The sequence below is a fragment of the Curtobacterium sp. MCLR17_007 genome (assembly GCF_003234655.2).
Classification (GTDB): Bacteria; Actinomycetota; Actinomycetes; order Actinomycetales; family Microbacteriaceae; genus Curtobacterium.
The window spans coordinates 1,371,037-1,391,024 of sequence record NZ_CP126271.1; the positions used below are offsets into that span (position 1 = coordinate 1,371,037).

The window sequence follows — 19,988 nt, forward strand, 5'->3', positions numbered from 1 at the left end:
CACAGAGTTCTCGCCGATCATCGCAACACGTCCGTGTCCTGCCGGAAACCGGACGCCTCCAGCACGGCGCCGCTAGCATCCGCTGCATGGACGACGAGTCGAACACCACCGAGGAACCGATCGAGTTCGCCGACTTCAACGCGAAGCTGCTCGTGCTCGACGTGCTCTGCTACGACCTCGACGTGCTCGAGCCGTACGACGCGGACAGTGCCGACGAGTCGGACGAGGACATCGACGTCGAGGGGCAGGACGACCGGGCGCGCGAGTACTACGACGACCTCGACCTGCTGCCCTCGCACCTGTCACTGGTGACCGAGCTCACCGTCGACTCCGACCTGCAGGTCCTGCAGGACGTGCACCCCGGCTGGGAGGGCACCGACGACCGCTTCGACCCGCAGAACTGGGACGACGTCCTCGAACTGCCGGCACTGCGGACGGTCTACGTCGCCACACGGCTGCCGGCGCACGTCGCCGAGGCCCTCGCGGCGAAGGGCGTCGACGTCCAGTCCGCCTGACCCCGGCGCCGCCGTGCACTCGCGGCGCCGCCGCGCACTCGAGACGCCGCCCCGGAAGGCGGCGTCTCGCTGGAAGCGCGGCGTCTCGCTGGAAGCGCGGCGTCTCGTCTGACCCGCGGCGCCTCGCCTGACCCCGGCGCGGCGAGGTGGGGCGCCCCCTCAGCCGGACAGCGCGGCCAGCTGCTCCGTGAACTGCTTCGCCCCGCCCTGCGCCGGGTGCCGCACCGCGATCGCGTCGATCCTGGCGAGGGCGAGCGCTCCCTGCGCCTTCCGTCCGACGGCGATCACCCGTGTCGCCCCGAGCGCCTCGAGCAGCGCGAGGGTCACCGGCGCGCCGGACCTGACCTCGGCAGGTCGCGGCGTCCGGTTCGTCAGCCGGTCGGTCCCGACGAACGGGTGGTGCGGGAAGATCGCCCACGCGACGGGGAGCGGACCGCGCCACCCGGCGAGCGCGGCGTGCACGACCCGTGACGATGCTTCCCACGGGGCGGTCGGCTGCGAGGGCGCCAGGAAGTCGGGTCCGAGTTCGCGCATGCTGGTGAACGGGATGCCGGTGTTCGTCATGCCGCGCCAGCCGGGGGCCTCGGCGACCAGCAGCGTGTCTGCGTGCGGGCCGACGACCTCGAGGTACCGCGTCAGGTTCTCGCGCCGCAGCCGGCCCGCGACGGAGCCGTCGTAGAGCGCCTCGGCGTCCGGGTCGACCGGGACCGCGTCGAGCGCCGCCCAGAACGGACCGAGGTCGAGCGTTCCTGCCATCAGTCGTGCCCGAGCACCCGGCGGTACACCTGCTCGAGGCCGGACGCCGACCGCTCCCAGCTCAGGCGCTCCGCGTGTTCGCGACCCGCCGCGGACAGCCCGGCCGCGTACGTCGGTTCGGTGAGGACCCGCTCGATCTCCGCTGCCCAGACCTCGGGCGCACGCGACTCCAGGACGACGCCGGTCTCCCCGTCGAGCACCGCTTCGCGCAGGCCCCCGGCGGCAGCGGCGACGACCGGCACCCCGGACGCCGAGCCCTCGAGCGCGACGAGCCCGTACGTCTCCGAGTGCGACGGGACGAGCACGGCCGACGACCCACGGAACAGCAGGGCCAGGTCGGCGCGTGACTGCGGCCCGATGAACGTCACCCGGTCAGCCACGCCGAGTGACGCAGCGAGCCCACGGAGCTCCGTCAGGTAGTCACCGGCTTCGCTCGAGGAGTCCCCGGCGATCACGAGGGTCGGACGGACCGCCTCGGAGATCCCCGCGATGGCCTTGATCGCCAGGTCGAGGCCCTTGAGCGGCTGGACGCGGGCAGCAGCCACGACGTAGGGCACCTCGGCACGGCGGGCCCCAGCTGCAGCGGGCCGGAACACCGATCCGTCGACCCCCGGCGGGACGATCCACACACGGGCGGGGTCGCCACCGAGCCGGTCGCGCACAGTGTCGGCCTCGGCCTCGCTGACCACCACCACGGCGTCCGAGTCGCGGGCCAGCGTCGCCTCGCCCGCCATGCGCCCGGCGGACTCGGGACGCTCGCCCTCGGACAACGGCGTCGTGGAGTCGGCGGCGATGGAGTGGAACGACTGCACGTGCGGGATGCCGCGCTGCCGGGCCACGGGCAGGGCGGCGGCTCCGGAGAACCAGTGGTGCGCATGCAGCACGTCGAAGGGGCCGAGCGCTGCGAGTCCGTCGCGGAACGGCTCGATGAACGCGTCGTGTTCGCCCTTCGGCACCGGTTCGGCCGGCCCGGCGGAGAGGAACCGCAGACAGACGCCGGGCACGATCGACACGGAGTCGGGCTGGGTCGGCGACGAGCGCCGCGTGACGATCTCGACGTGGTGTCCGAGGTCGGCGAGGGCTTCGGCCTGGTGTCGGACGACGACGTTCATGCCCCCGACCTCACCGGACCCGGGCTCGTCGCCGGGGGAGGTGTGCAGCGAGACCAGCCCGATGCGCAGGGGTTCGGGGGTGCTGCTCACGGCATCAGCCTAGCCGCGGGGCCGCCGCTGCGACCCCCGTGCCGGGGTGACGACGACCGGCTTGCGGCCCGCCTCGTCGAGCGGATCGGACGGGAGGTCCGGGTCGCCGCCGAGCACCTGCACGCGCTGGTCGCCGTGCCGGTCCCAGAACGCGGCCGTCCAGGCGCACAGCACACCGTCGAGCAGGTCCTCGCGGTGCTTGTGCGTGGGGCCGTGCAGCACGGACGGGTCGGCGAGCGCGGCCGTGAGCGGGTGTGCGTCCAGGACGAGCGGCGGGTCGAGCGGCGTCTCGCGGAGCCGGCGGACCAGCTCGTCGAACGCCACGGCGCGACGGACTCGGGCCTCCGGTGCGGGCAGTGCCGTGTCGAGCCGCTTGTACCGGGGGCGTTCGACGTCGTAGCCGAGCTCCTCGACGCCGACGAGCGTCGTGTAGGGGTAGCACTCGAACACCGCCGGTCCGCTGCGGTCGTGCATCGACGGGGTGTCGCTGACGTACCCGATGCCGAGCGCGGTCAGACGCTCCAGCAGCCGTGCGCCGGCGCTCGCCGCCGAGGCCAGGTTCGTGGGGTTGGCCGCCACCTTCCACCGACCGTAGCGCTGTCCGACCTGCCGTTCGGCCTCGCGGATGCCGGTCGGGTTCGTCACGACCAACGACGCGTCGACACCGATGAGCGTCCGCGGTCCGAGGTGCTCGGTGATCCACGTGGTGACGTCGTCGACGCCGCGGGCCCACCCGGCGTCGAGCACCCGGCCGCCCTCGTCGAGCGTGGCGAGCCCGGTCTCGTTCGGCGCACGTCGCTCGGTGCCGAGCCCCCACGCCAGGTCCACTCCGAGGTACGCGCTCACCCACCCATCCTCCCGCGCCGGGCCCACGGACGCCGGTGCGGCAGCGCCCACGGGCACGCACGAGTACGTTCCCCTGCATGGCGAGCGATGCGACGACGCTGAGCGTCCCGGGCCCGGACGGCGACCGCGAGGTCCGGATCAGCAGTCCGTCGCGGGTGCTCTGGCCGGACGCCGGCATCACGAAGCTCGACCTGGCGCAGTACCTGGTCGACGTCGGCGGCTCCTTCGTCCGGGCGAACGGCGACCGACCGGTGTCCCTGCAGCGGTTCCCGGGCGGGATCGACGGCGAGCAGTTCTTCTCGAAGAACCCGCCGAAGGGCGCGCCCGACTACGTCCGCTCGGTCACGGTGACCTACCCGAGCGCTCGCAAGCACCCCCAGCTCGTGCTCGACGAGCCGGCCGTCGCGGTGTGGGCGGCACAGATGAACACGGTCGTGTTCCACCCATGGGCGTCGCGTGCGGAGGACAGCGACCACCCGGACCAGCTCCGCATCGACCTCGACCCGCAACCCGGCACCGACTTCCACGACGCCGTGCCCGCCGCCGAGGAACTGCGGAAGGTCCTCGACGAGGTCGGACTGACCGCGTGGGTCAAGACCAGCGGCAACCGCGGTCTGCACGTCTTCGCCCCGATCGAACCCGAGCACGAGTTCCTCGAGGTGCGGCACGCCGTCATCGCTGCCGCGCGTGAGCTCGAACGGCGGATGCCCGACCAGGTGACGACTGCCTGGTGGAAGGAAGAGCGCGGCCAGCGCGTGTTCGTCGACTTCAACCAGGCGAACCGCGACCGGACGATGGCGGGTGCCTACAGCCCGCGCGCCCTCGCGCACGCGTCAGTTTCCGCCCCACTGTCGTGGGACGAACTTCGGGACGCGGACCCGACGACGTTCACGATCCTGTCGATGCCCGAGCGACTGCGGAGGACCGGCGACCCGTGGGAGTCGATGGGTGAGCAGCCCGGCTCGATCGCTCCGCTGCTCGCGTGGTGGGAGCGGGACCTGGCGAACGGTCTCGGCGAACTGCCCTTCCCCCCGGACTTCCCGAAGATGCCCGGCGAGCCGCCGCGCGTGCAGCCCTCGCGTGCGAAGAAGCCCGTGGCACCCGACCCGACGGACTAGAGCGTGGGGCGGTCCGGGCGACGGTCGGAGTCGTCGACGCGCTTGGTGTGCATCGGCAGGTCGATCGTGGCGGTGTGCAGGCGCGTGAGCTTGGACCAGGTGCCGCGGTTGCGGTCGGTGATGCCGTCGACGATCATGCGCCGAGCCCGATCGTGACGAGCGCGAGTGCCGTGGCGGTCACGCCGGCGATGGCGGTGACCACAGCGCTCAGCTGCAGTGCGCGCTGGTGACGCGCCTCGCGCACCTCGGTGAACGGGTGCCGCTGCGCGTGTCGAACGAGAGTTGCGTTGCTCATGTCGATCCGCTCCGATCCGTCAGCAGCCACCTCGGATGCCGATGGATCGATCCTTCCACGCACTCACTAGTTTGCCTAACTAGTTTCGACAAACGGACAACTTGCGCACTCAGGACAGCACTTTCCGGAGGTCGTACGCCCCCGGAACCTCGAGTTGCTCGAAGCCGCACGACCGGGCATCGCGATCGGGGCGCCACCGCTCGAACTGGACGGTGTGCCGGAAGCGGTCACCCTCCATCTGGTCGTAGCGCACCTCGAGCACGACCGACGGTTCCAGCCGCACGAACGACGTGTCGCGACCCGACGAGAACCGCGACTTCTCCCCGTCCCCGGTCACCGGCCTCCCGTCCGCATCGCGGAGCACGACGGGCTCGAGCTCGTCCACCAGCGCGAGCCGTCGCTTGTCGGAGAACGCCGACACCCCGCCGACCTGGCGCAGCTCGTCGTCGTCGTCGTACAGCCCGACCAGCAGTGAGCCGACCCCGCTGCCGCTCTTGTGCACGCGGTACCCGATCGCCACGACGTCGGCGGTGCGGTGGTGCTTCACCTTGAGCATCGTGCGCTTGCCCGGCTCGTACGGACGGATGCGCGGCTTCGCCACGACGCCGTCCAGCCCGGCGCCCTCGAACGTCTCCAGCCAGGCGCGCGCCTGCTCGACGTCGAGCGTGGTCCGGGTGACGTACAGCGGATCGCTGGCGTCGGCGGCCAGGGCCTCGAGTCGGGAGCGACGCTCGTCGAACGGCAGGTCGGTGAGCTCGTCGCCGTCGGCCGCGAGCAGGTCGAACGCGACGAACTGCGCGGGCGTCTCGATGCTGAGCTTCGCGATCCGCGAGGCAGCGGGGTGGATCCGCTGCGACAGCGCCTCCCAGTCGAGGCGCTCGTGCCCCTGCTCGCCCGTGCGCAGGACGACCTCGCCGTCGAGCACGACCGGGTGCTCGCGGCTGCCGAACTGGGCGCGGAACGCCTCGACCAGCTCGGGGAAGTACCGGGTCAGCGGCTTGGCGCCGCGGCTGCCGATCTCGACGTCGTCGCCGTCGATCGTGACGATCCCGCGGAATCCGTCCCATTTCGGTTCGTAGCGCAACCCACCCCGGACACTGTCGGGTTCGGGGACGTCGGGGACGGCCTTGGCGAGCATCGGTGCGATCTCCATGGCTCCTGTCTACGCGTGCACACCGTCACGGCCCGGGAGGCCCGGCTCGGCCCGACGCGCTGCGTCGCGTCAGTAAGGTGGCCGGGTGTCGACCGTCCCGTCCCCAGCACCGGCCGCGTCGCCCCCGGCTCCGGTCAGTCCCGTGCAGGCGCAGGCGCTCGCGGACGGGGTGCTCCCGCCGGTCGAGGAGGTCCGTCCGGGAATCTGGACGCTCGCCGTCCCCTTCCGTTCCGGGGTGCCGGACGCCACGCTCGTGTACGTCGCCGAGGGTTCCGACGGGGTGCTGACGGTCATCGACCCGGGTTGGAGTGACGACGGCGAGCTCGACGTCCTGTCCGCGGGTCTCGGCGCGATCGGCCGCTCGGTGGCCGACGTCGGCCACGTCGTCGTGACGCACCTGCACGCCGACCACCTGGGCGCGGCGGCTGCCGTTCGTCACGCGTCGGGGGCGTCGGTCGCGATGAACGGGCTCGAGGTCCGGGCGCTCGAGCACGAACGCCCGGATGCCGAGCGGCACGAGGCGGACATCGCGACGTGGGGGATCCCGGACGACCTGCGCGCCGGGGTGAGCGCGGCGTGGGGGACCGGTCGTCGTCTCGGGCTCGGAGCCGCGGTGACGCCGTTCGCCGACGTGCTGCTCGACGACGGCGACGTGCTGCCGGTCGCGGGTCGGACGATCCGTGCGCTGTGGACCCCCGGCCACACCGCCGGACACCTGTGCTTCGTGGACGAGGGCGACGGGCTGCTGTTCACCGGCGACCACGTGCTGCCGCGCATCAACCCCGGCATCGGGCTCGGCGGACGGACCGACACGAACCCGCTCGGCGACTACCTGGCCTCGCTGGCGCGACTCGACCCCTACGCAGACTTCGAGGTCTGTCCGGGGCACGAGTACCGGTTCCGTGACGTGGTCACCCGAGCGCGCACGCTCACCCGGCACCGCGAGGAGCGCAGCCGGCACGTCGCCGCAGCGCTGGACACGCTCGACGCGCCCACCCTGTTCGCGGTCGCGTCCCGCGTGCCCTTCAGCGGCGGGATCGAGTCGATGACCGGCTTCCTGCTCGCGAGCGCGCTGACGCAGACGGCCTTCCACGTCGACCTGCTCGGCCGCGCGGACGAGGTCCGCCCCGCCTGACCCCTCCACAGTCGTGGACGAACTCGATGTTCTCAACAGCTGAAGGAGCGCACCTCCGAGCGGTGTCGCAGCTTTCTACCGTGGTCGTGAGGGGGTGCTCTCTAGTGCCCATTGATGGCGACGACAAGAGGGCATTGATACCGTGGTTCGAGCAGTACGGCATCGGGATGTGGCGACGTTCCTGCGTGCGAAAGGCTGGTGGGTGGATCGCATCAAGGGAAGCCACGAGGTGTGGTGTGGGCCCCGCGGCGAGGGGCGCCTGGTGTTGCCGCGACACGGTGAGATCAGCCCGGGTGTGGTTCGGCAAGTGGTGAAGCGATTCCCGGACGTACCCGGGAGCTGGCGATGAACGGAGCGATCATGGCGGTCTACCAAGCACGAGCCCACCGCGAAGGTCGGTGGTGGGCGATCGACATCCCGTCGGTCGACGCCGCGACCCAGGCCCGACGAGTGACAGACGTCGAGTGGATGGCGCGAGAGTGCGTCGCGCTGACCCGCGACGTGCCAGAGGACGACGTCGAGATCGACGTGCACTTCGTGCTCCCGGACGACGCCCGCGCGAAGTGGGAGGTGTCGCGTCAGAAGGCCGAAGCGGCGCGCAGCGAGGCGGCCGAGGCCGCGTCGCTTGCACGCGAGGTCGTCCGAGCGATGCGCGCTGACGGGTACACCTACGCTGAGACGGCGTCCCTGCTCGGTGTCTCGCCCCAGCGCGTCCACCAGCTCGCGTCGGCGTCGTGATCATGCTGGGTCGTGCGGACGAGATCCGCCCCGCCTGAGCGGGCTCCGCGGCCGACGAGCCGCTGCCGTCAGAGGACGGTGGTGGCGAGGCGCTCCAGGGTCGTCTTCGCGTCGTGGAACTCCGCCGTGGCGTGGTCCGCGAGGGGTGCCAGGTCGGGCAGCCGGTCCGCGAGCGTCGCACTCACCGTGACCGGGTAGTGCCGCATCCCCAGGGCACTCGCCAGGACGATCTCGAGCACGGGGGAGCCGTGGTCCCAGTGCTCGGTCGGGGTGCCGGCGTCGTAGGTGCCGCCGCGGCTGACGACGGTCACGACCGGTCGTCCGGCGAGGGGCTGGACGTCACCCGCGAGCACGCCGGGGATGTGGATGCGGTCGATCCAGGCCTTCAGGCTCGACGGCACCGTGTAGTTGTACAGCGGCGCACCGACCACGACGGCATCGGCGGCGAGCAGCTCGTCGATGACCTCCTGCCGCAGGGCCTCGGCGGCCGGGTCGACGGACTCCTCGGACGTGCGGTCGCCCGCTGCCCAGTGCAGCGCCGACGTCTCCAGGTGCGGCAGGGGCGACGTGTGCAGGTCGCGACGCGTCACGGTGTACTCCGGACCACGGGCACGCCACGCGTCGGCGAACGCCGCGGTCAGGGCGCGCGAGCGGGAGTGGGCGAGGTCGGCCGAGGAGTCGATGTGCAGCAGCGTGGGCATGCGGCCAACGCTACCCACCCGGTGGGGCGCGGGAGGCGAACGAAACGGCCCCGTCGGACCCGGTGGGGTCCGACGGGGCCGTGACGGTCCTCCCGGCTAGCGCTGGGTGCGGCGACGCAGCGCGCGGAGACCGACCAGGCCGGCGCCCGCGGCGAGCATCGCGAGACCCCACGGGAGTGCACCCGTCGTGTCCGAACCGGTGAAGGCGAGCTGGCCCTTCGGGGTGGTCGGGGTGGCTGCCGCGACGGGGGCGACGGCAGCGACGGTCGGGACGACCGTCACCGGGAAGGAGACCGACTGCCCGTCCTCCGCGACGGTGAGCACGTGCGTCGAGGCGGTCGGGAAGGTGACCTTCGACGACAGGGAGTCCTCGTCGGGCGTGACCAGGTCGGTCGCGTGGTCACTCGTCACGGTGGCGAGCGGGTACTCGTCGGTGCCGTCGTAATCGATGGTCGAGTTGCCGTACGTGTCGACGGGCTGCCCGTCGACCCAGAGCGAGGCGCCCTGCTTGACCGAGGGGTACGCGCCGTCCGTCTCGGCCCATTCGGCATCGGGGTCGGCCGGCACGTCGTACTGCACGACGGAGCCGTCCCAGTCGATGATCCAGTACCGCGAGGGCTGGCCGTTGCTGAACGACTCGCGCGGCGAGGTGTCGGACGCCGACGCCATCACGCCGACCGCGGCGGCCGGGTCCACGATCACCTCGACGTACTGCGTCGCGGTCGAGGTGCCGTTCGAGGCGACGACGGTGAAGTCGTAGGTGCTCGCGACGGTGACCTCGCCGGTCAGCGTGGCGGTCGCCGCATCGAAGACGCTGTCGAACGGCAGGTACGACTCGGGCTGGTCGTCGGGGTCGGTCGGGTCGGAGCTGTCCGGGTCGGTGTAGCCGATCGCGTACGAGACGGGCGCGCTGCCCTTCGCCACCTCGAAGGTCTCGTTGAGCGTGTTGCCCGCGGTGACCTCGATCGTCCGCGGTGCGTCGGCCGTGGTCGCCGTGTCGAACGCGACGTCCTCGGTGACCTCGGCGGTCGTCGCGGTCGCGGTGTCGCCGTTCGCGCCGGTGATGACGACCGTGATGCGCTTGCCCAGGTCGGCTGCCTTCAGCACGTACACGGTCGATGTCGACGCGACAGTGACGCCGCCGTCCGTGGACCAGGCGTACTCGTAGGTGGGGCCGGCGATGTCCGGGGCATCGGCGCGCAGGGTGACGCCGACCTTCGGGTCGCCGACGATCTGCGCCTCGGACGCGACTGCCTGCGCCGAGACGGCGGTCTTCGGTGCCTTGGCCGGAGTGCTGCCCGTGCCGGTCGTCGCCGGGGCGGTCGGCGCGGCGGCCGGGTCGGTGGCGGGAGCGGTCGGCTGGTCCGTCGCCGGGGCCGTCGATCCGTTCGAGTCGGTCGGCGTCGGCGAGTCGGTCGGCACCGACGGATCGGTCGGCGTCGACGAGTCCGCCGCTGCGCCCGAATCGGTGGTCGTGATCGTCGTCGGAGCGGTGTCGGTGTCGACCGCGTACGCCGTGGACGCCGAGAAGATGCCGAGGCCGGTCGTCAGGCCGATGAGTGCGATGGTGGTGCCGACGGCGCAGGCGCGTCGGGCTGCGGAGGTGCTGCGGTGCACGGGTTCCCCTGTGGGTCAGGTCCGGTCGGGTGCCGGATCGTAAGAATCCGCCGAGAATCTCGAGCGTGATCGGAGCGTACTGGTAAGCGCGAGACCAATCGGGCACGGGGGGCCGAAATGTGACCCGGGTTGGGGGTCCGGTGCGGGATCCCGCACCGCGGGCGGAGTCACGGCCCCGCCACCGGTCATCGCGGAGGCACTGCCCGGGTCGTCAGGTCGGACTGGGGGCCGCGGCGCGCTCGAGCGCCGCACGGAACGCGGACACCGCCGGGGAGTCGGCACTCGCAAGACGCTGGGCGGTGAAGATCGTCCGGCGCGCAGGGACGGGCAGCTCGAGCAGCCGGCACGCCGTCGACCGTCCGGCCCAAACCAGGTCGGGCATCAGCGCGACGGCGTTCCCCGACTCGATGAGCCGGATCTGGGCCTGCAGGTCGGCGGTCTCGTAGCGGACGTCGGGCTCGAAGCCCGCGCGGCGACAGGTCTGCTCGGCGAAGTGCCGCGAGGCCGCTCCACGGGGCTCCATCACCCAGGGGAGTCCGGCCGCCGACGCGAGCGAGTCGACGGGCCACAGCGCGGTGTCCCTCGGCGGCAGCGCGAGACGCACGGGGTCGGTCGTCAGGTCGCGGGCGTCGAGGCCCGGGAAGCGCGGTGCCGCGTGGGCGGGGTAGCGCTCGGCGACGACCATGTCGAAGTCTCGGGCCCACGTCTCGTTCAGCGCGGTCTCCGGCTCGCGCTGCACCATCTCGACCCGCACGTCCGGGTGCTCGGTCGCCATGGTGCGGAGCGCGGAGGGCATCAGCGCGAGCGCCGCGGACTGGAACACGGCGACCCGGATCCGCCCTTGGACGCTCGTCAGCGTCGACTCGACCGACGCCTGCGCTCGCTCCAACGTGTCGAGGACGTCGCCCGCCGCAGCGACCAGCACCTCGGCCTGCGGGGTGAGCTGCAGCCGCCGGCCGGCCTTGCGCAGGAGTTGCACGCCGGCCTCGCGCTCGAGCACCCCGAGCTGCTGTGACACCGCCGACGGCGTCAGGTTGAGCGCCTCGGCGACCGCCGCGACGGTCCCACGGCTCGAGAGCTCACGGAGGAGGACCAGGCGGCGCACGTCGAGCATGTCGAAAGCGTAGATGAACTGAACGGAAAGCATCAGGAAGAGTTGCTTCCGCTACCGAAAGCGCAGAGGACACACTGATCCCATGACCGACGTGCAGCCCCGCAACGACGCGCCCACCACGACCGCACCCGACGACCTCGCCGACGCGTCGGTCGCACTCGTCCGCCGGTGGCTCGCCGAGGCCGAGACCTACCCGGTCGACGGCTCGGCCAAGCAGCTCGCCGGTGTGCTGGCCGACCCCAAGGGGCTCGCGTTCGCGGTCGGGTTCGTCGACGGCGTCGTCCGACCCGAGGACCTCGGCGTCGCCGCGCGCAAGCTCCGCGCCATCGCGCCCGACGCGCCGGGGTTCCTGCCCAGCGCACTCCGCGGTCTGGTGCGGCTCGGTGGCGGACTGGCACCGGGCCTCCCGGGTGTCGTCGTCCCCGTCGCCCGTCGCGTGCTGCGGAACATGGTCGGCCACCTGATCGTCGACGCGACCGACGCGAAGCTCGGTCCGGCGATCGCGAAGATCAAGCGGGACGGCGTCCGGCTCAACGTGAACCTGCTGGGCGAGGCGGTCCTGGGGGAGAGCGAGGCGGCCCGCCGGCTCGAGGGCACGCACAAGCTGCTCGCGCGCGACGACGTCGACTACGTGTCGATCAAGGTGTCCTCGACCGTGCACCCGCACTCGCCGTGGGCGTTCGACCAGGCCGTGTCCGACATCGTCGACAAGCTCCGGCCGCTGTTCCAGCGTGCCGCCGCGGCGACCCCGGCGAAGTTCATCAACCTCGACATGGAGGAGTTCAAGGACCTCGACCTGACGATCGCGGTCTTCACGCAGCTGCTCGACGAGCCCGCGTTCCTGCAGCTCGAGGCCGGGATCGTGCTGCAGGCCTACCTGCCCGACGCCCTGTCCGCCATGCAGCACCTGCAGGAGTGGTCCGCGGCCCGTCGTGCCCGCGGTGGTGCCGACATCAAGGTGCGGCTCGTCAAGGGCGCCAACCTGCCGATGGAACAGGTCGAGGCGTCGACGCACGGCTGGCCCCTCGCCACCTGGCACACCAAGCAGGACTCGGACACCAACTACAAGCGGGTGCTCGACTGGGCGCTCACCCCGTCCCGCATCGAGAACGTGCGGGTCGGCATCGCCGGGCACAACCTGTTCGACGTCGCCCACGCCTGGCTGCTCGCCGGGGAACGCGGTGTGCGGGACGGCATCGAGTTCGAGATGCTGCTCGGCATGGCGCAGGGCCAGGCCGAAGCCGTCCGTCGCACCGTCGGCTCGCTGCTGCTGTACACGCCGGTCGTGCACCCGGGGGAGTTCGACGTCGCGATCGCGTACCTGATCCGCCGGCTCGAAGAGGGGGCGTCGCAGGACAACTTCATGTCCGCGGTGTTCTCACTCGCGTCGTCGCCGTCGCTGTTCGCCCGCGAGGAGACGCGGTTCCGCGACTCGCTGGCTCCGCTGGCGGCCCCGGGTGGTCTCGCCGCTCCCGCGTCGCACCGTGTCGCCGACCGGTACGCGGCCGTCGGCCGTCCGGCGCCCGGTCACTTCGAGAACACGCCCGACAGCGACCCGTCGGTCGCGTCGGTCCGCTCCTGGGGCGCGGCCATCACGTCCCGGGTCGCGACGTCGACACTGGGTGCGTCGGCCGTCCGGGAGGCCCGGCTCACCTCGCGCGAGCAGCTCGACTCCGTCCTCGGCCGGGTCCGCGCCGCGGGTGCGGTCTGGGGGACCTGGTCCGGTGCCGCGCGCGGCGCCGTGCTGCACGCCGTCGGTGACGCGCTCGAGGCGAACCGCGCCGCCCTCGTCGAGGTGGTGGCGTCCGAGACCGGCAAGACCCTCGACCAGGCCGACCCCGAGGTCTCCGAGGCGATCGACTTCGCCCACTTCTACGGCGACATGGCAGCCGCCCTCGACGAGGTCGACGGTGCGACGTTCTCGCCGGCGGCGCTGACCCTGGTCGCACCGCCGTGGAACTTCCCCGTCGCGATCCCGGCCGGCTCGACCCTGGCGGCGCTCGCCGCCGGGTCCGCGGTCGTGCTGAAGCCCGCGCCGCCGGCCGCCCGCTGCGGCGCCGTGCTCGCGTCGGTCATCGACACGGCGCTCGACGCGATGGGCGCTCCGGCCGACGTGCTGTCGTTCGTCGACGTCAGCGAGAACGAACTCGGGTCGGCGTTGGTCGCGTCGCCGCTCGTCGACCGGGTCATCCTCACCGGCGCCTACGAGACCGCGTCGCTGTTCCGCTCCTTCCGGCAGGACCTGCCGCTCCTGGCCGAGACGTCGGGCAAGAACGCGATCATCGTCACCCCGTCGGCTGATCTCGACCTGGCCGTCAAGGACGTCGTCGCGTCGGCGTTCGGGCACGCGGGGCAGAAGTGCTCCGCCGCCTCGCTCGTGGTGCTTGTCGGGTCCGTCGCCAAGTCGCGGCGGTTCCACTCGCAGCTCGTCGACGCGGTGTCCTCGCTGACCGTGGGGTACCCGTCCGACCCGACGTCGCAGATGGGCCCGGTCATCGAGCCCGCCCAGGGGAAGCTGCTCGACGGGCTGACGACGCTCGAGCCCGGTCAGTCCTGGGCCGTGCGCCCCCGTCAGCTCGACGACTCCGGTGCGCTCTGGAGCCCGGGCGTCCGTGGCGGCGTCCAGCGGGGTTCGGCGTTCCACCGGACCGAGTACTTCGGCCCGGTGCTCGGGGTCATGCGCGCCGCGACCCTGGACGAGGCGATCGACATCGTCAACGAGGTCGACTACGGCCTGACCTCGGGCATCCACTCGCTCGACCCGACCGAGATCGGCACGTGGCTGTCGCGCATCGAGGCGGGCAACCTCTACGTCAACCGCGGCATCACCGGGGCGATCGTTCGCCGGCAGCCCTTCGGCGGGTGGAAGAAGTCCGCGGTCGGTGCGGGCACCAAGGCCGGTGGCGTGAACTACCTGTTGGGACTCGGTTCGTGGGCGTCGGCTCCTGCCACCGCGGGTGCGCCTGTGTCGACCGACGTCGCCGCGTTCGTCCGCGCCGCCGGTGTGTCGTCGCCGTCGCTGTCCCGGTCGCTCGCCTCGGACGAGCTGGCCTGGTCGTCGCTGTTCGGCACCGCGCGGGACGTCTCCGGGTTGAGCGCCGAGCGGAACATCGCGCGGTACCTGCCGTACCCCGGCGTGCACGTGCGTGTGGCGTCCGCGCTGCCGGACGACGACGCCATGGTCGAGCTGGTGCGGGTCGTCGCGGCGGCGGTGCGCGCGGGGACGACGATCGACGTCTCGTCAGCGGGGTTCGTGCCGCCGGCGGTCGCCGCGCTGGCGAACGTCCGCTCGGTCACCGCGTCGGAGTCCGACGCCGCGTTCGGTGCCCGGATCGCCGCGGGCCCGTCGACGCGCGTGCGGCTCATCGGCGGCTCCGCTGACGCTGCTTCGGAGCTGTACGCCGCGGTCGGCGGTCGTCCCGACGTCGCCGTGTACGCCGAGCCGGTCACCGAGGCCGGGCGCATCGAGCTGCTGCCGTTCCTGCGCGAGCAGGCCGTGTCGATCACCGCGCACCGCTTCGGCACGCCGAACCACCTGACCGACGACCTGATCTAGCTCGGGCGGCGGCGGCGGCGGCGGGGGCGGCCGGGGCACAGCACCACGCAGCGGACACAGCACCGAGGAGATCCTCGGTGCTGTGTCCGTTACAAGGTGCGATGCGGTTCGGCGAGCGGGCTGTCGGTGGGTGCGGGCGTGTCGGTGTCCGGTCTCCGCGTGCGCACGGGGTGCTCCGAGCACGTGCGCGTTGGGTCGACTGCATGAGTGAACCGATCGCCCGTCCCACCGCCCTCGCCCACGTGCGCGTCACCGTCACCGACATCGCCCGGAGCAAGGCGTTCTACCAGCAGCTGCTCGGGTCTGACCCGGTCATCGACTTCAGCGACCAGGTCGACGAGCCCGGCATCCGCGAGGACCAGGCGCGCTTCTACGGCGGCTGCGTGTTCCAGCTCGGCGACCAGGTGTTCGGCCTGCGCCCGGTGGCCCCGGCCGGTCAGCGGTTTGACTCGACAACGGTCGGCCTCGACCACGTCAGCTTCGTCCTGGGCAGTGTCGACGAGCTGCACGAGGCGGCCACCCGGCTCGACGCGGCAGGGATCGAGCACGGTGAGGTCACCGAGCTCGGCGACGCCGGCATGACGATCCTGTCCGTGCAGGACCCCGACGACATCAACCTGGAGTTCGCCGCCCGCATCGGCTGACCCCCGCTGCCCGGGATCGCGCCCCCGGACGGACATCGCGCCCCGGTCCTCCGGGGCGCGACGTCGTTGCGGGGGTGCGATCCGGACGGGTCAGGCGTCCAAGCGGCCGGCGCGGCCGGTCAGGCGTCGACGGAGACCGTCATCGTCTCGGTCACGAGCGCGCGGAGGGACTCCGGCAGGGGCTTGGGGCGACGGGCGCCCTCGCGGTCGATGATGACGTGCACGAACTCGCCTGTGGCGAGCAGCACGCCGTCGGACTGCCGGAACAGGCCGAACTCCCATGACAGGCTCGTGTTCCCCAGTCGCTTCGACCGCATCCCGACCTCGATGACGTCCGGCCACACGGCGGACTCGACGAAGTGACAGCTCGACGTCACCAGCACGGCGATCCAGTCCGAGGTGAACGGGTCGAGGCCGGCTTGCTCGCGGAACCAGTACGTCGCCGCGTTGTCCATCGCGCTGTAGTAGATCGTGTTGTTGACATGGCCGAACATGTCGTTGTCGTTCCAGCGCGTGGGGTACGTACGGCGGAACGGGTACTCGTCGATGGTCATCGGTCTCCGATCGAGGGGGCATGGGCGGACGCCGTCGGGCGCGTGGCGGGGCGCAGAACATACTCGAACGTCGCCCGGGCGCGAGCGGGGTCGGGGGTCTCGCCCGAGATCAGGTCGGCGTACGTGAAGGACTCCGAGATCCGGACGAGCAGCCGTGCGAGCTCCTCGGCAGACAGCGGCGCCGGGTCGAACGCCCCCGAGTCCTGCTCCGCAGCGACCAACTCGGTGACCGCGTGCACGAACCGACTCTGCACGTCGCTGTCCGTCGTGGTGAGCAGGCGCAGCGCCCGAGCCGGTTCGCGCTGCAGGAACCCCCGGAAGTAGGGCGCCTCGATCAGGTCGGCGGTGAACCGAGCGAGCACGTCGACCAGCCGTGACGCACCCGATCCCGCGGCATCACGACGGGCCGCGTCGAGCGTGGGGACCGCCAGCGACCACAGCACCTCGGACAACAACCGGTCACGGTTGCCCACCCATCGGAACAGCGACGTCCGGTCCACGCCGAGGTCGGCGGCCAACGCGCCCATGTCGATCCGTGAGCCGGCGATGAAGGCGTGGCGGGCCTCCCGGAAGGCGCGCAGCGCGGTTTCCGACGTGTACACAGATCTCCCTTGCAACGTTTCCGAGAATGATGCATCGTTGTTCCCATGTCAACATCCGTGTCCTTGCCCACCCTGCTCGAGTCGGACTTCTACGGCTTCGCCGAGCAGCTGACGGACCAGGAGCGTGAGTCGATCGGGCGGGTGCGCGAGTACCTCGAGCGCGAGGTCGCACCGATCGCCGACGAGTACTGGGCACGTGCCGAGTTCCCGATGCAGGTCATCAAGCCGCTCGCCGACCTCGGGATGTACGGGCCCGGTGTGCCGCTGGTGCGCCAGTTCGAGAACTCGGCCGTGTACCGCGGGTGGGCGGCACTCGAGCTCGGACGTGTCGACGCCGGCGTGGCGACGTTCATCGGGGTGCAGTCCGGCCTCGCCATGAACTCGATCGCCGTGGCCGGCAGCGACGAGCAGCAGCGGGAGTGGCTGCCGCGCATGGCCGCCGGCGAGCTGGTCGGTGCGTTCGGTCTGACGGAGCCGTACTCCGGCAGTGACTCCGCCAAGGGCCTCCGCACGACGGCGCGGCGCGAGGGAGACACCTGGGTCCTCGACGGCGAGAAGCGGTGGATCGGCAACGCCACGTTCGCCGACGTCGTCGTCATCTGGGCCAAGGACGTCGAGGACGGCCAGGTCAAGGGCTTCCTGGTGACGACCGACACCGACGGCTTCACCGCCACCAAGATCGAGGACAAGATCGCGCTGCGCGGCGTGCAGAACGCCGACATCGTGATGACCGGCGTCCGTGTTCCGGAGTCGCGACGACTGCAGCGCGCGACGTCGTTCCGCACGACGGCCGAGGTCCTGCGCCTGACCCGCACCGAGGTCGCCTGGCAGGCCGTCGGCATCGCGGTCGGTGCGTACGAGGCCGCGCTCGCCTACGCGAAGACGCGCATCCAGTTCGGCAAGCCGATCGCCGCGCACCAGCTCGTGCAGGACCTGCTCGTGAAGTCGCTGGCGAACATCACGGCGTCGATCGCCCTGTGCACGCAGGCGAGCGCGATGCAGGACGCCGGGGTCGGCGGCGACGAGCACTCCGCGCTGGCGAAGGCGTTCGCGACGTCGAAGATGCGTGAGACCGTCGCCTGGTGCCGCGAGGTCCAGGGCGGCAACGGCATCGTGCTCGGCAAGGGCGTCGCGCGGTTCTTCGCGGACGCCGAGGCGATCTACTCGTACGAGGGCACGCGCGAGGTGAACACGCTCATCGTCGGGCGCGCGATCACCGGCGAGGCCGCGTTCGTGTGACCGCCGCCGTGTGAGCACCGCTGTGTGAGCACGGCCCACAGACCGGGCGTGCGGCGTTTCGGGTCGCCGCACGCCCTCCTGCACGGGTGAGCTACCCGAGGAGCTCCGGTCGCTCCCACTCGGCACCGAGCAGGTGCTGGTCGAGGAACGCGAACACCGTCTGGTACCAGATGACCGCGTGCTGCGGCTGCAGCACCCAGTGGTTCTCGTCCGGGAAGTACAGGAACCGGTGCGGCATCGTGCCGTCGGGCCCGGCGTGGTGCTCGGCGAGCTCGGACCAGAGCCGCAGGCCCTCGCCGATCGGCACGCGGTAGTCCTTGTCGCCGTGGATGACCAGCATCGGTGACGTGATGTCGCGCACGAACCGGTGCGGGTCGTTGTCGTGCATGCCCTGCGCGTCGAAGATCGACTGCCAGTAGTCCGAGGCGTCGGTCGTGCCGTTGAACTGCTCGAGCGCCCACAGGCTGGCGTGGGTGACGACCGCTCGGAACCGGTCGGTGTGCCCGGCGACCCAGTTCGCCATGTAGCCGCCGAACGACCCGCCCATCGCGGCGGTCCGGGTCTCGTCGACGTCGTCACGCGCCACGACGGCGTCGGTGATCGCCATCAGGTCGGTGTAGGGCGCCTGACCCCACGCGTTCCAGCCACGGTTCACGAAGTCGAGCCCGTAGCCGGTCGACAGTGCGGGGTCGGGCAGCAGCACCGCGTACCCGCGCGCCGCGGCGAGCATCGGGGTCCACCGCCACGACCACTGGTTCCACGAGTTGAGCGGTCCGCCGTGGATCCAGAGCAGCAGGGGGTGCGGTCCGTCGCCCTCCGGCAGCACCAGCCAGCCGCGCACGCGCGCGCCGTCGGCAGCCGTGGTCTCGACCTCTTCCAGGCGCCCGGGCACGGCCGGTAGTGCGGCCGGCGTCGCGAGCGGGGTCACCGAGCCGTCGGCGTCGATCCGCACGGGGTGCAGCGGCGCCGCCCAGGAGGCCCGGAGCGCGACGACCACGCCGCTCGCGGCCGACACACGGAGACCCGAGTACGCCCAGTCGTCGTGCGTCAGCTGCTCGACGGCTGCGCCGTCGAGGGGGAGCCGGAAGACCGGGGCGCGGCCGTCCTGGTCCGCGGTCGCCAGGACCGCGGTGTCGTCGGATGCGAACACCAGCTCGTTCGGCCAGCGGTCCCAGTCGGTGGCGATGCGGCGGGGGTCGGAGCCGTCGATGCCCGCGACCCAGACCTCCTGTTGGTTCGCGCCCGCGGGCGTCGCACGGACCGTGCGGACCCAGGCGATCGTCGTGCCGTCGTGCGAGAGCGCCGGGAGCTCGTGGTCGACGTCCGGGTCGTCGAACAGCGCGGTGCGCTCGGCGGTGGCGACGTCGATCGCGACGAGCACGGTGCGCTGCCCACGGGCCTCGTGCACCCCGACGGCGGCGATCAGGGTGCTGCCGTCCGGGGTGAGTGCGCCGCTCACGTGGTCGAGCGAGCGACCGGGCCGCGGCGTGATGTCGATCGGGTTCGGCAGGTGTGCCGGGTAGGGCTTCGGGAGCGTGGTGTCGGTGGTGCCCGTCGCGCTCGCGTCCGTCGCGACGCCCGTGAGGGGTTCTGCGTCGGTCGGTTCGGTCAGGTCCGCCAGGTCGAGTGCGAGCACGTGGGTCTGGTCCGGACCGAGGTCGTGGTCCCAGTACCGGACCGGGTAGGACTCATGCAGGATCGCGTGCACCCCCTTGTCGTCGCGACGCTTCCGCAGCGCGGCGTCACGGGAGACGACACCGACCCGCTCGCCGTCGGCCGCCGTGGGGAGCAGTCCGGCGGTGACGGCGACCACGTCGCTGCCGCTGGCCGTCGCGAGCACGCCACCCGTGCCTCCCGTCAGGCGGGTCACCGGACGTGCCTCGCCGCCCGTGGCGGGCAGCAGCCAGAGCTGCGTGGTGTCGTCGTCGTCGCCGTCCGCTCCCGGTCGGCCCGAGACGAACAGCAGGTCACCGTGCCGCGTGAACGCGGTGCCGGACTCGCCCTTCGCGCTGCGGGTGAGGCGCACCGCCGGACCCACGCCGGCTGCGGGCACTGACCACACGGCTCGTCGGTACCCGGTCGCGTCGGGGTCGAGCGTGCTGACGGTCAGTGCCACGCGCTCGCCGTCCGGGCTGAGCGCGATCTCGTCGACACGGGGCAGGGCGATGAACTGGTCGAGGTCCGAGAACGGCGTCGTCATGCC

At 72.0% G+C, this 19,988-nt stretch carries 20 protein-coding genes; 8 read left to right on the forward strand and 12 right to left on the reverse strand.

Going from position 1 to position 19,988, the window contains the following annotated elements; all coding sequences use genetic code 11:
• Positions 1–86: 86 nt before the first annotated feature.
• Positions 87–515, forward strand: coding sequence for a DUF6892 domain-containing protein (locus tag DEJ13_RS06510; protein ID WP_111106716.1), 429 nt, complete (start codon positions 87–89; stop codon positions 513–515).
• A 159-nt stretch (positions 516–674) separates the two neighbouring features.
• Here DEJ13_RS06510 and DEJ13_RS06515 read toward each other — a convergent pair whose 3' ends face one another.
• The 3 genes from DEJ13_RS06515 to DEJ13_RS06525 are packed head-to-tail and all read right to left on the reverse strand — an operon-like array spanning position 675 to position 3,319.
• Positions 675–1,271: a uracil-DNA glycosylase gene (locus DEJ13_RS06515; RefSeq protein WP_111106717.1), complete on the reverse strand. Its 597-nt coding sequence runs from the start codon at positions 1,269–1,271 to the stop codon at positions 675–677.
• Positions 1,271–2,473, reverse strand: a complete 1,203-nt coding sequence (locus tag DEJ13_RS06520) for a glycosyltransferase (RefSeq protein ID WP_111106718.1) — start codon at positions 2,471–2,473, stop codon at positions 1,271–1,273. The genes DEJ13_RS06515 and DEJ13_RS06520 overlap by 1 nt, the downstream gene beginning before the upstream one ends.
• Before the next feature lie 9 nt (positions 2,474–2,482).
• Positions 2,483–3,319: a DUF429 domain-containing protein gene (locus tag DEJ13_RS06525; RefSeq protein ID WP_181437012.1), complete on the reverse strand. Its 837-nt coding sequence runs from the start codon at positions 3,317–3,319 to the stop codon at positions 2,483–2,485.
• A gap of 77 nt (positions 3,320–3,396) precedes the next feature.
• Here DEJ13_RS06525 and ligD point away from each other — a divergent pair, with 77 nt between their 5' ends.
• Positions 3,397–4,437, forward strand: a complete 1,041-nt coding sequence (gene ligD / locus DEJ13_RS06530; protein WP_111106720.1) for a non-homologous end-joining DNA ligase — start codon at positions 3,397–3,399, stop codon at positions 4,435–4,437.
• Here the strand turns inward: ligD and DEJ13_RS06535 are convergent.
• The 3 genes from DEJ13_RS06535 to DEJ13_RS06545 form a co-directional block, all read right to left on the reverse strand.
• Entirely contained in the window at positions 4,434–4,574 is a 141-nt protein-coding gene (locus DEJ13_RS06535; RefSeq protein WP_156463679.1) for a hypothetical protein, read from the reverse strand. The genes ligD and DEJ13_RS06535 overlap by 4 nt on opposite strands.
• Positions 4,571–4,732 carry a hypothetical protein gene (locus DEJ13_RS06540; RefSeq protein WP_156463678.1) on the reverse strand — a complete coding sequence of 54 codons (162 nt, stop codon included), beginning with the start codon at positions 4,730–4,732 and terminating at the stop codon, positions 4,571–4,573. The genes DEJ13_RS06535 and DEJ13_RS06540 overlap by 4 nt, the downstream gene beginning before the upstream one ends.
• Before the next feature lie 109 nt (positions 4,733–4,841).
• Positions 4,842–5,885 carry an ATP-dependent DNA ligase gene (locus tag DEJ13_RS06545; RefSeq protein WP_111106722.1) on the reverse strand — a complete coding sequence of 348 codons (1,044 nt, stop codon included), beginning with the start codon at positions 5,883–5,885 and terminating at the stop codon, positions 4,842–4,844.
• 85 nt (positions 5,886–5,970) lie between these two features.
• On the opposite strand from DEJ13_RS06545, the gene DEJ13_RS06550 reads away from it, so the two are divergent.
• From DEJ13_RS06550 to DEJ13_RS06555, 3 genes are all read left to right on the forward strand, one after another.
• A complete protein-coding gene (locus DEJ13_RS06550) occupies positions 5,971–7,020 on the forward strand; it encodes an MBL fold metallo-hydrolase (protein ID WP_111106723.1) in 1,050 nt (349 codons plus the stop codon).
• A gap of 169 nt (positions 7,021–7,189) precedes the next feature.
• A complete protein-coding gene (locus DEJ13_RS18130; protein WP_111106724.1) occupies positions 7,190–7,369 on the forward strand; it encodes a type II toxin-antitoxin system HicA family toxin in 180 nt (59 codons plus the stop codon).
• Positions 7,366–7,758 carry an RNA polymerase sigma factor sigma-70 region 4 domain-containing protein gene (locus DEJ13_RS06555; protein WP_111106725.1) on the forward strand — a complete coding sequence of 131 codons (393 nt, stop codon included), beginning with the start codon at positions 7,366–7,368 and terminating at the stop codon, positions 7,756–7,758. Before DEJ13_RS18130 ends, DEJ13_RS06555 begins: the two co-directional genes overlap by 4 nt.
• A gap of 68 nt (positions 7,759–7,826) precedes the next feature.
• Here the strand turns inward: DEJ13_RS06555 and DEJ13_RS06560 are convergent, their stop codons facing one another.
• The 3 genes from DEJ13_RS06560 to DEJ13_RS06570 form a co-directional block, all read right to left on the reverse strand.
• Positions 7,827–8,459: an FMN-dependent NADH-azoreductase gene (locus DEJ13_RS06560; protein ID WP_111106726.1), complete on the reverse strand. Its 633-nt coding sequence runs from the start codon at positions 8,457–8,459 to the stop codon at positions 7,827–7,829.
• A 96-nt stretch (positions 8,460–8,555) separates the two neighbouring features.
• Positions 8,556–10,076, reverse strand: coding sequence for a hypothetical protein (locus DEJ13_RS06565; RefSeq protein WP_111106727.1), 1,521 nt, complete (start codon positions 10,074–10,076; stop codon positions 8,556–8,558).
• A 211-nt stretch (positions 10,077–10,287) separates the two neighbouring features.
• The gene (locus DEJ13_RS06570; protein ID WP_111106728.1) at positions 10,288–11,190 is read right to left on the reverse strand and encodes a LysR family transcriptional regulator; all 903 of its coding nucleotides are present in this window, start codon (positions 11,188–11,190) and stop codon (positions 10,288–10,290) included.
• A gap of 82 nt (positions 11,191–11,272) precedes the next feature.
• Here DEJ13_RS06570 and DEJ13_RS06575 point away from each other — a divergent pair, with 82 nt between their 5' ends.
• Both DEJ13_RS06575 and DEJ13_RS06580 read left to right on the forward strand, forming a co-directional pair.
• On the forward strand, positions 11,273–14,746 hold the full coding sequence (locus DEJ13_RS06575; RefSeq protein ID WP_111106729.1) for a proline dehydrogenase family protein: 3,474 nt from the start codon (positions 11,273–11,275) through the stop codon (positions 14,744–14,746).
• Between the two features lie 203 nt (positions 14,747–14,949).
• Positions 14,950–15,390 carry a VOC family protein gene (locus DEJ13_RS06580; protein WP_056125555.1) on the forward strand — a complete coding sequence of 147 codons (441 nt, stop codon included), beginning with the start codon at positions 14,950–14,952 and terminating at the stop codon, positions 15,388–15,390.
• A 119-nt stretch (positions 15,391–15,509) separates the two neighbouring features.
• On the opposite strand, the gene DEJ13_RS06585 is transcribed toward DEJ13_RS06580, so the two are convergent.
• A complete protein-coding gene (locus DEJ13_RS06585) occupies positions 15,510–15,944 on the reverse strand; it encodes an acyl-CoA thioesterase (RefSeq protein WP_056125553.1) in 435 nt (144 codons plus the stop codon).
• The gene (locus tag DEJ13_RS06590) at positions 15,941–16,546 is read right to left on the reverse strand and encodes a QsdR family transcriptional regulator (RefSeq protein WP_111106730.1); all 606 of its coding nucleotides are present in this window, start codon (positions 16,544–16,546) and stop codon (positions 15,941–15,943) included. The genes DEJ13_RS06585 and DEJ13_RS06590 overlap by 4 nt, the downstream gene beginning before the upstream one ends.
• A gap of 45 nt (positions 16,547–16,591) precedes the next feature.
• On the opposite strand from DEJ13_RS06590, the gene DEJ13_RS06595 reads away from it, so the two are divergent.
• Positions 16,592–17,785, forward strand: a complete 1,194-nt coding sequence (locus DEJ13_RS06595) for an acyl-CoA dehydrogenase family protein (protein ID WP_181437013.1) — start codon at positions 16,592–16,594, stop codon at positions 17,783–17,785.
• 91 nt (positions 17,786–17,876) lie between these two features.
• Here DEJ13_RS06595 and DEJ13_RS06600 read toward each other — a convergent pair whose 3' ends face one another.
• Positions 17,877–19,985, reverse strand: coding sequence for a S9 family peptidase (locus tag DEJ13_RS06600; RefSeq protein WP_111106732.1), 2,109 nt, complete (start codon positions 19,983–19,985; stop codon positions 17,877–17,879).
• Positions 19,986–19,988: the final 3 nt, after the last annotated feature.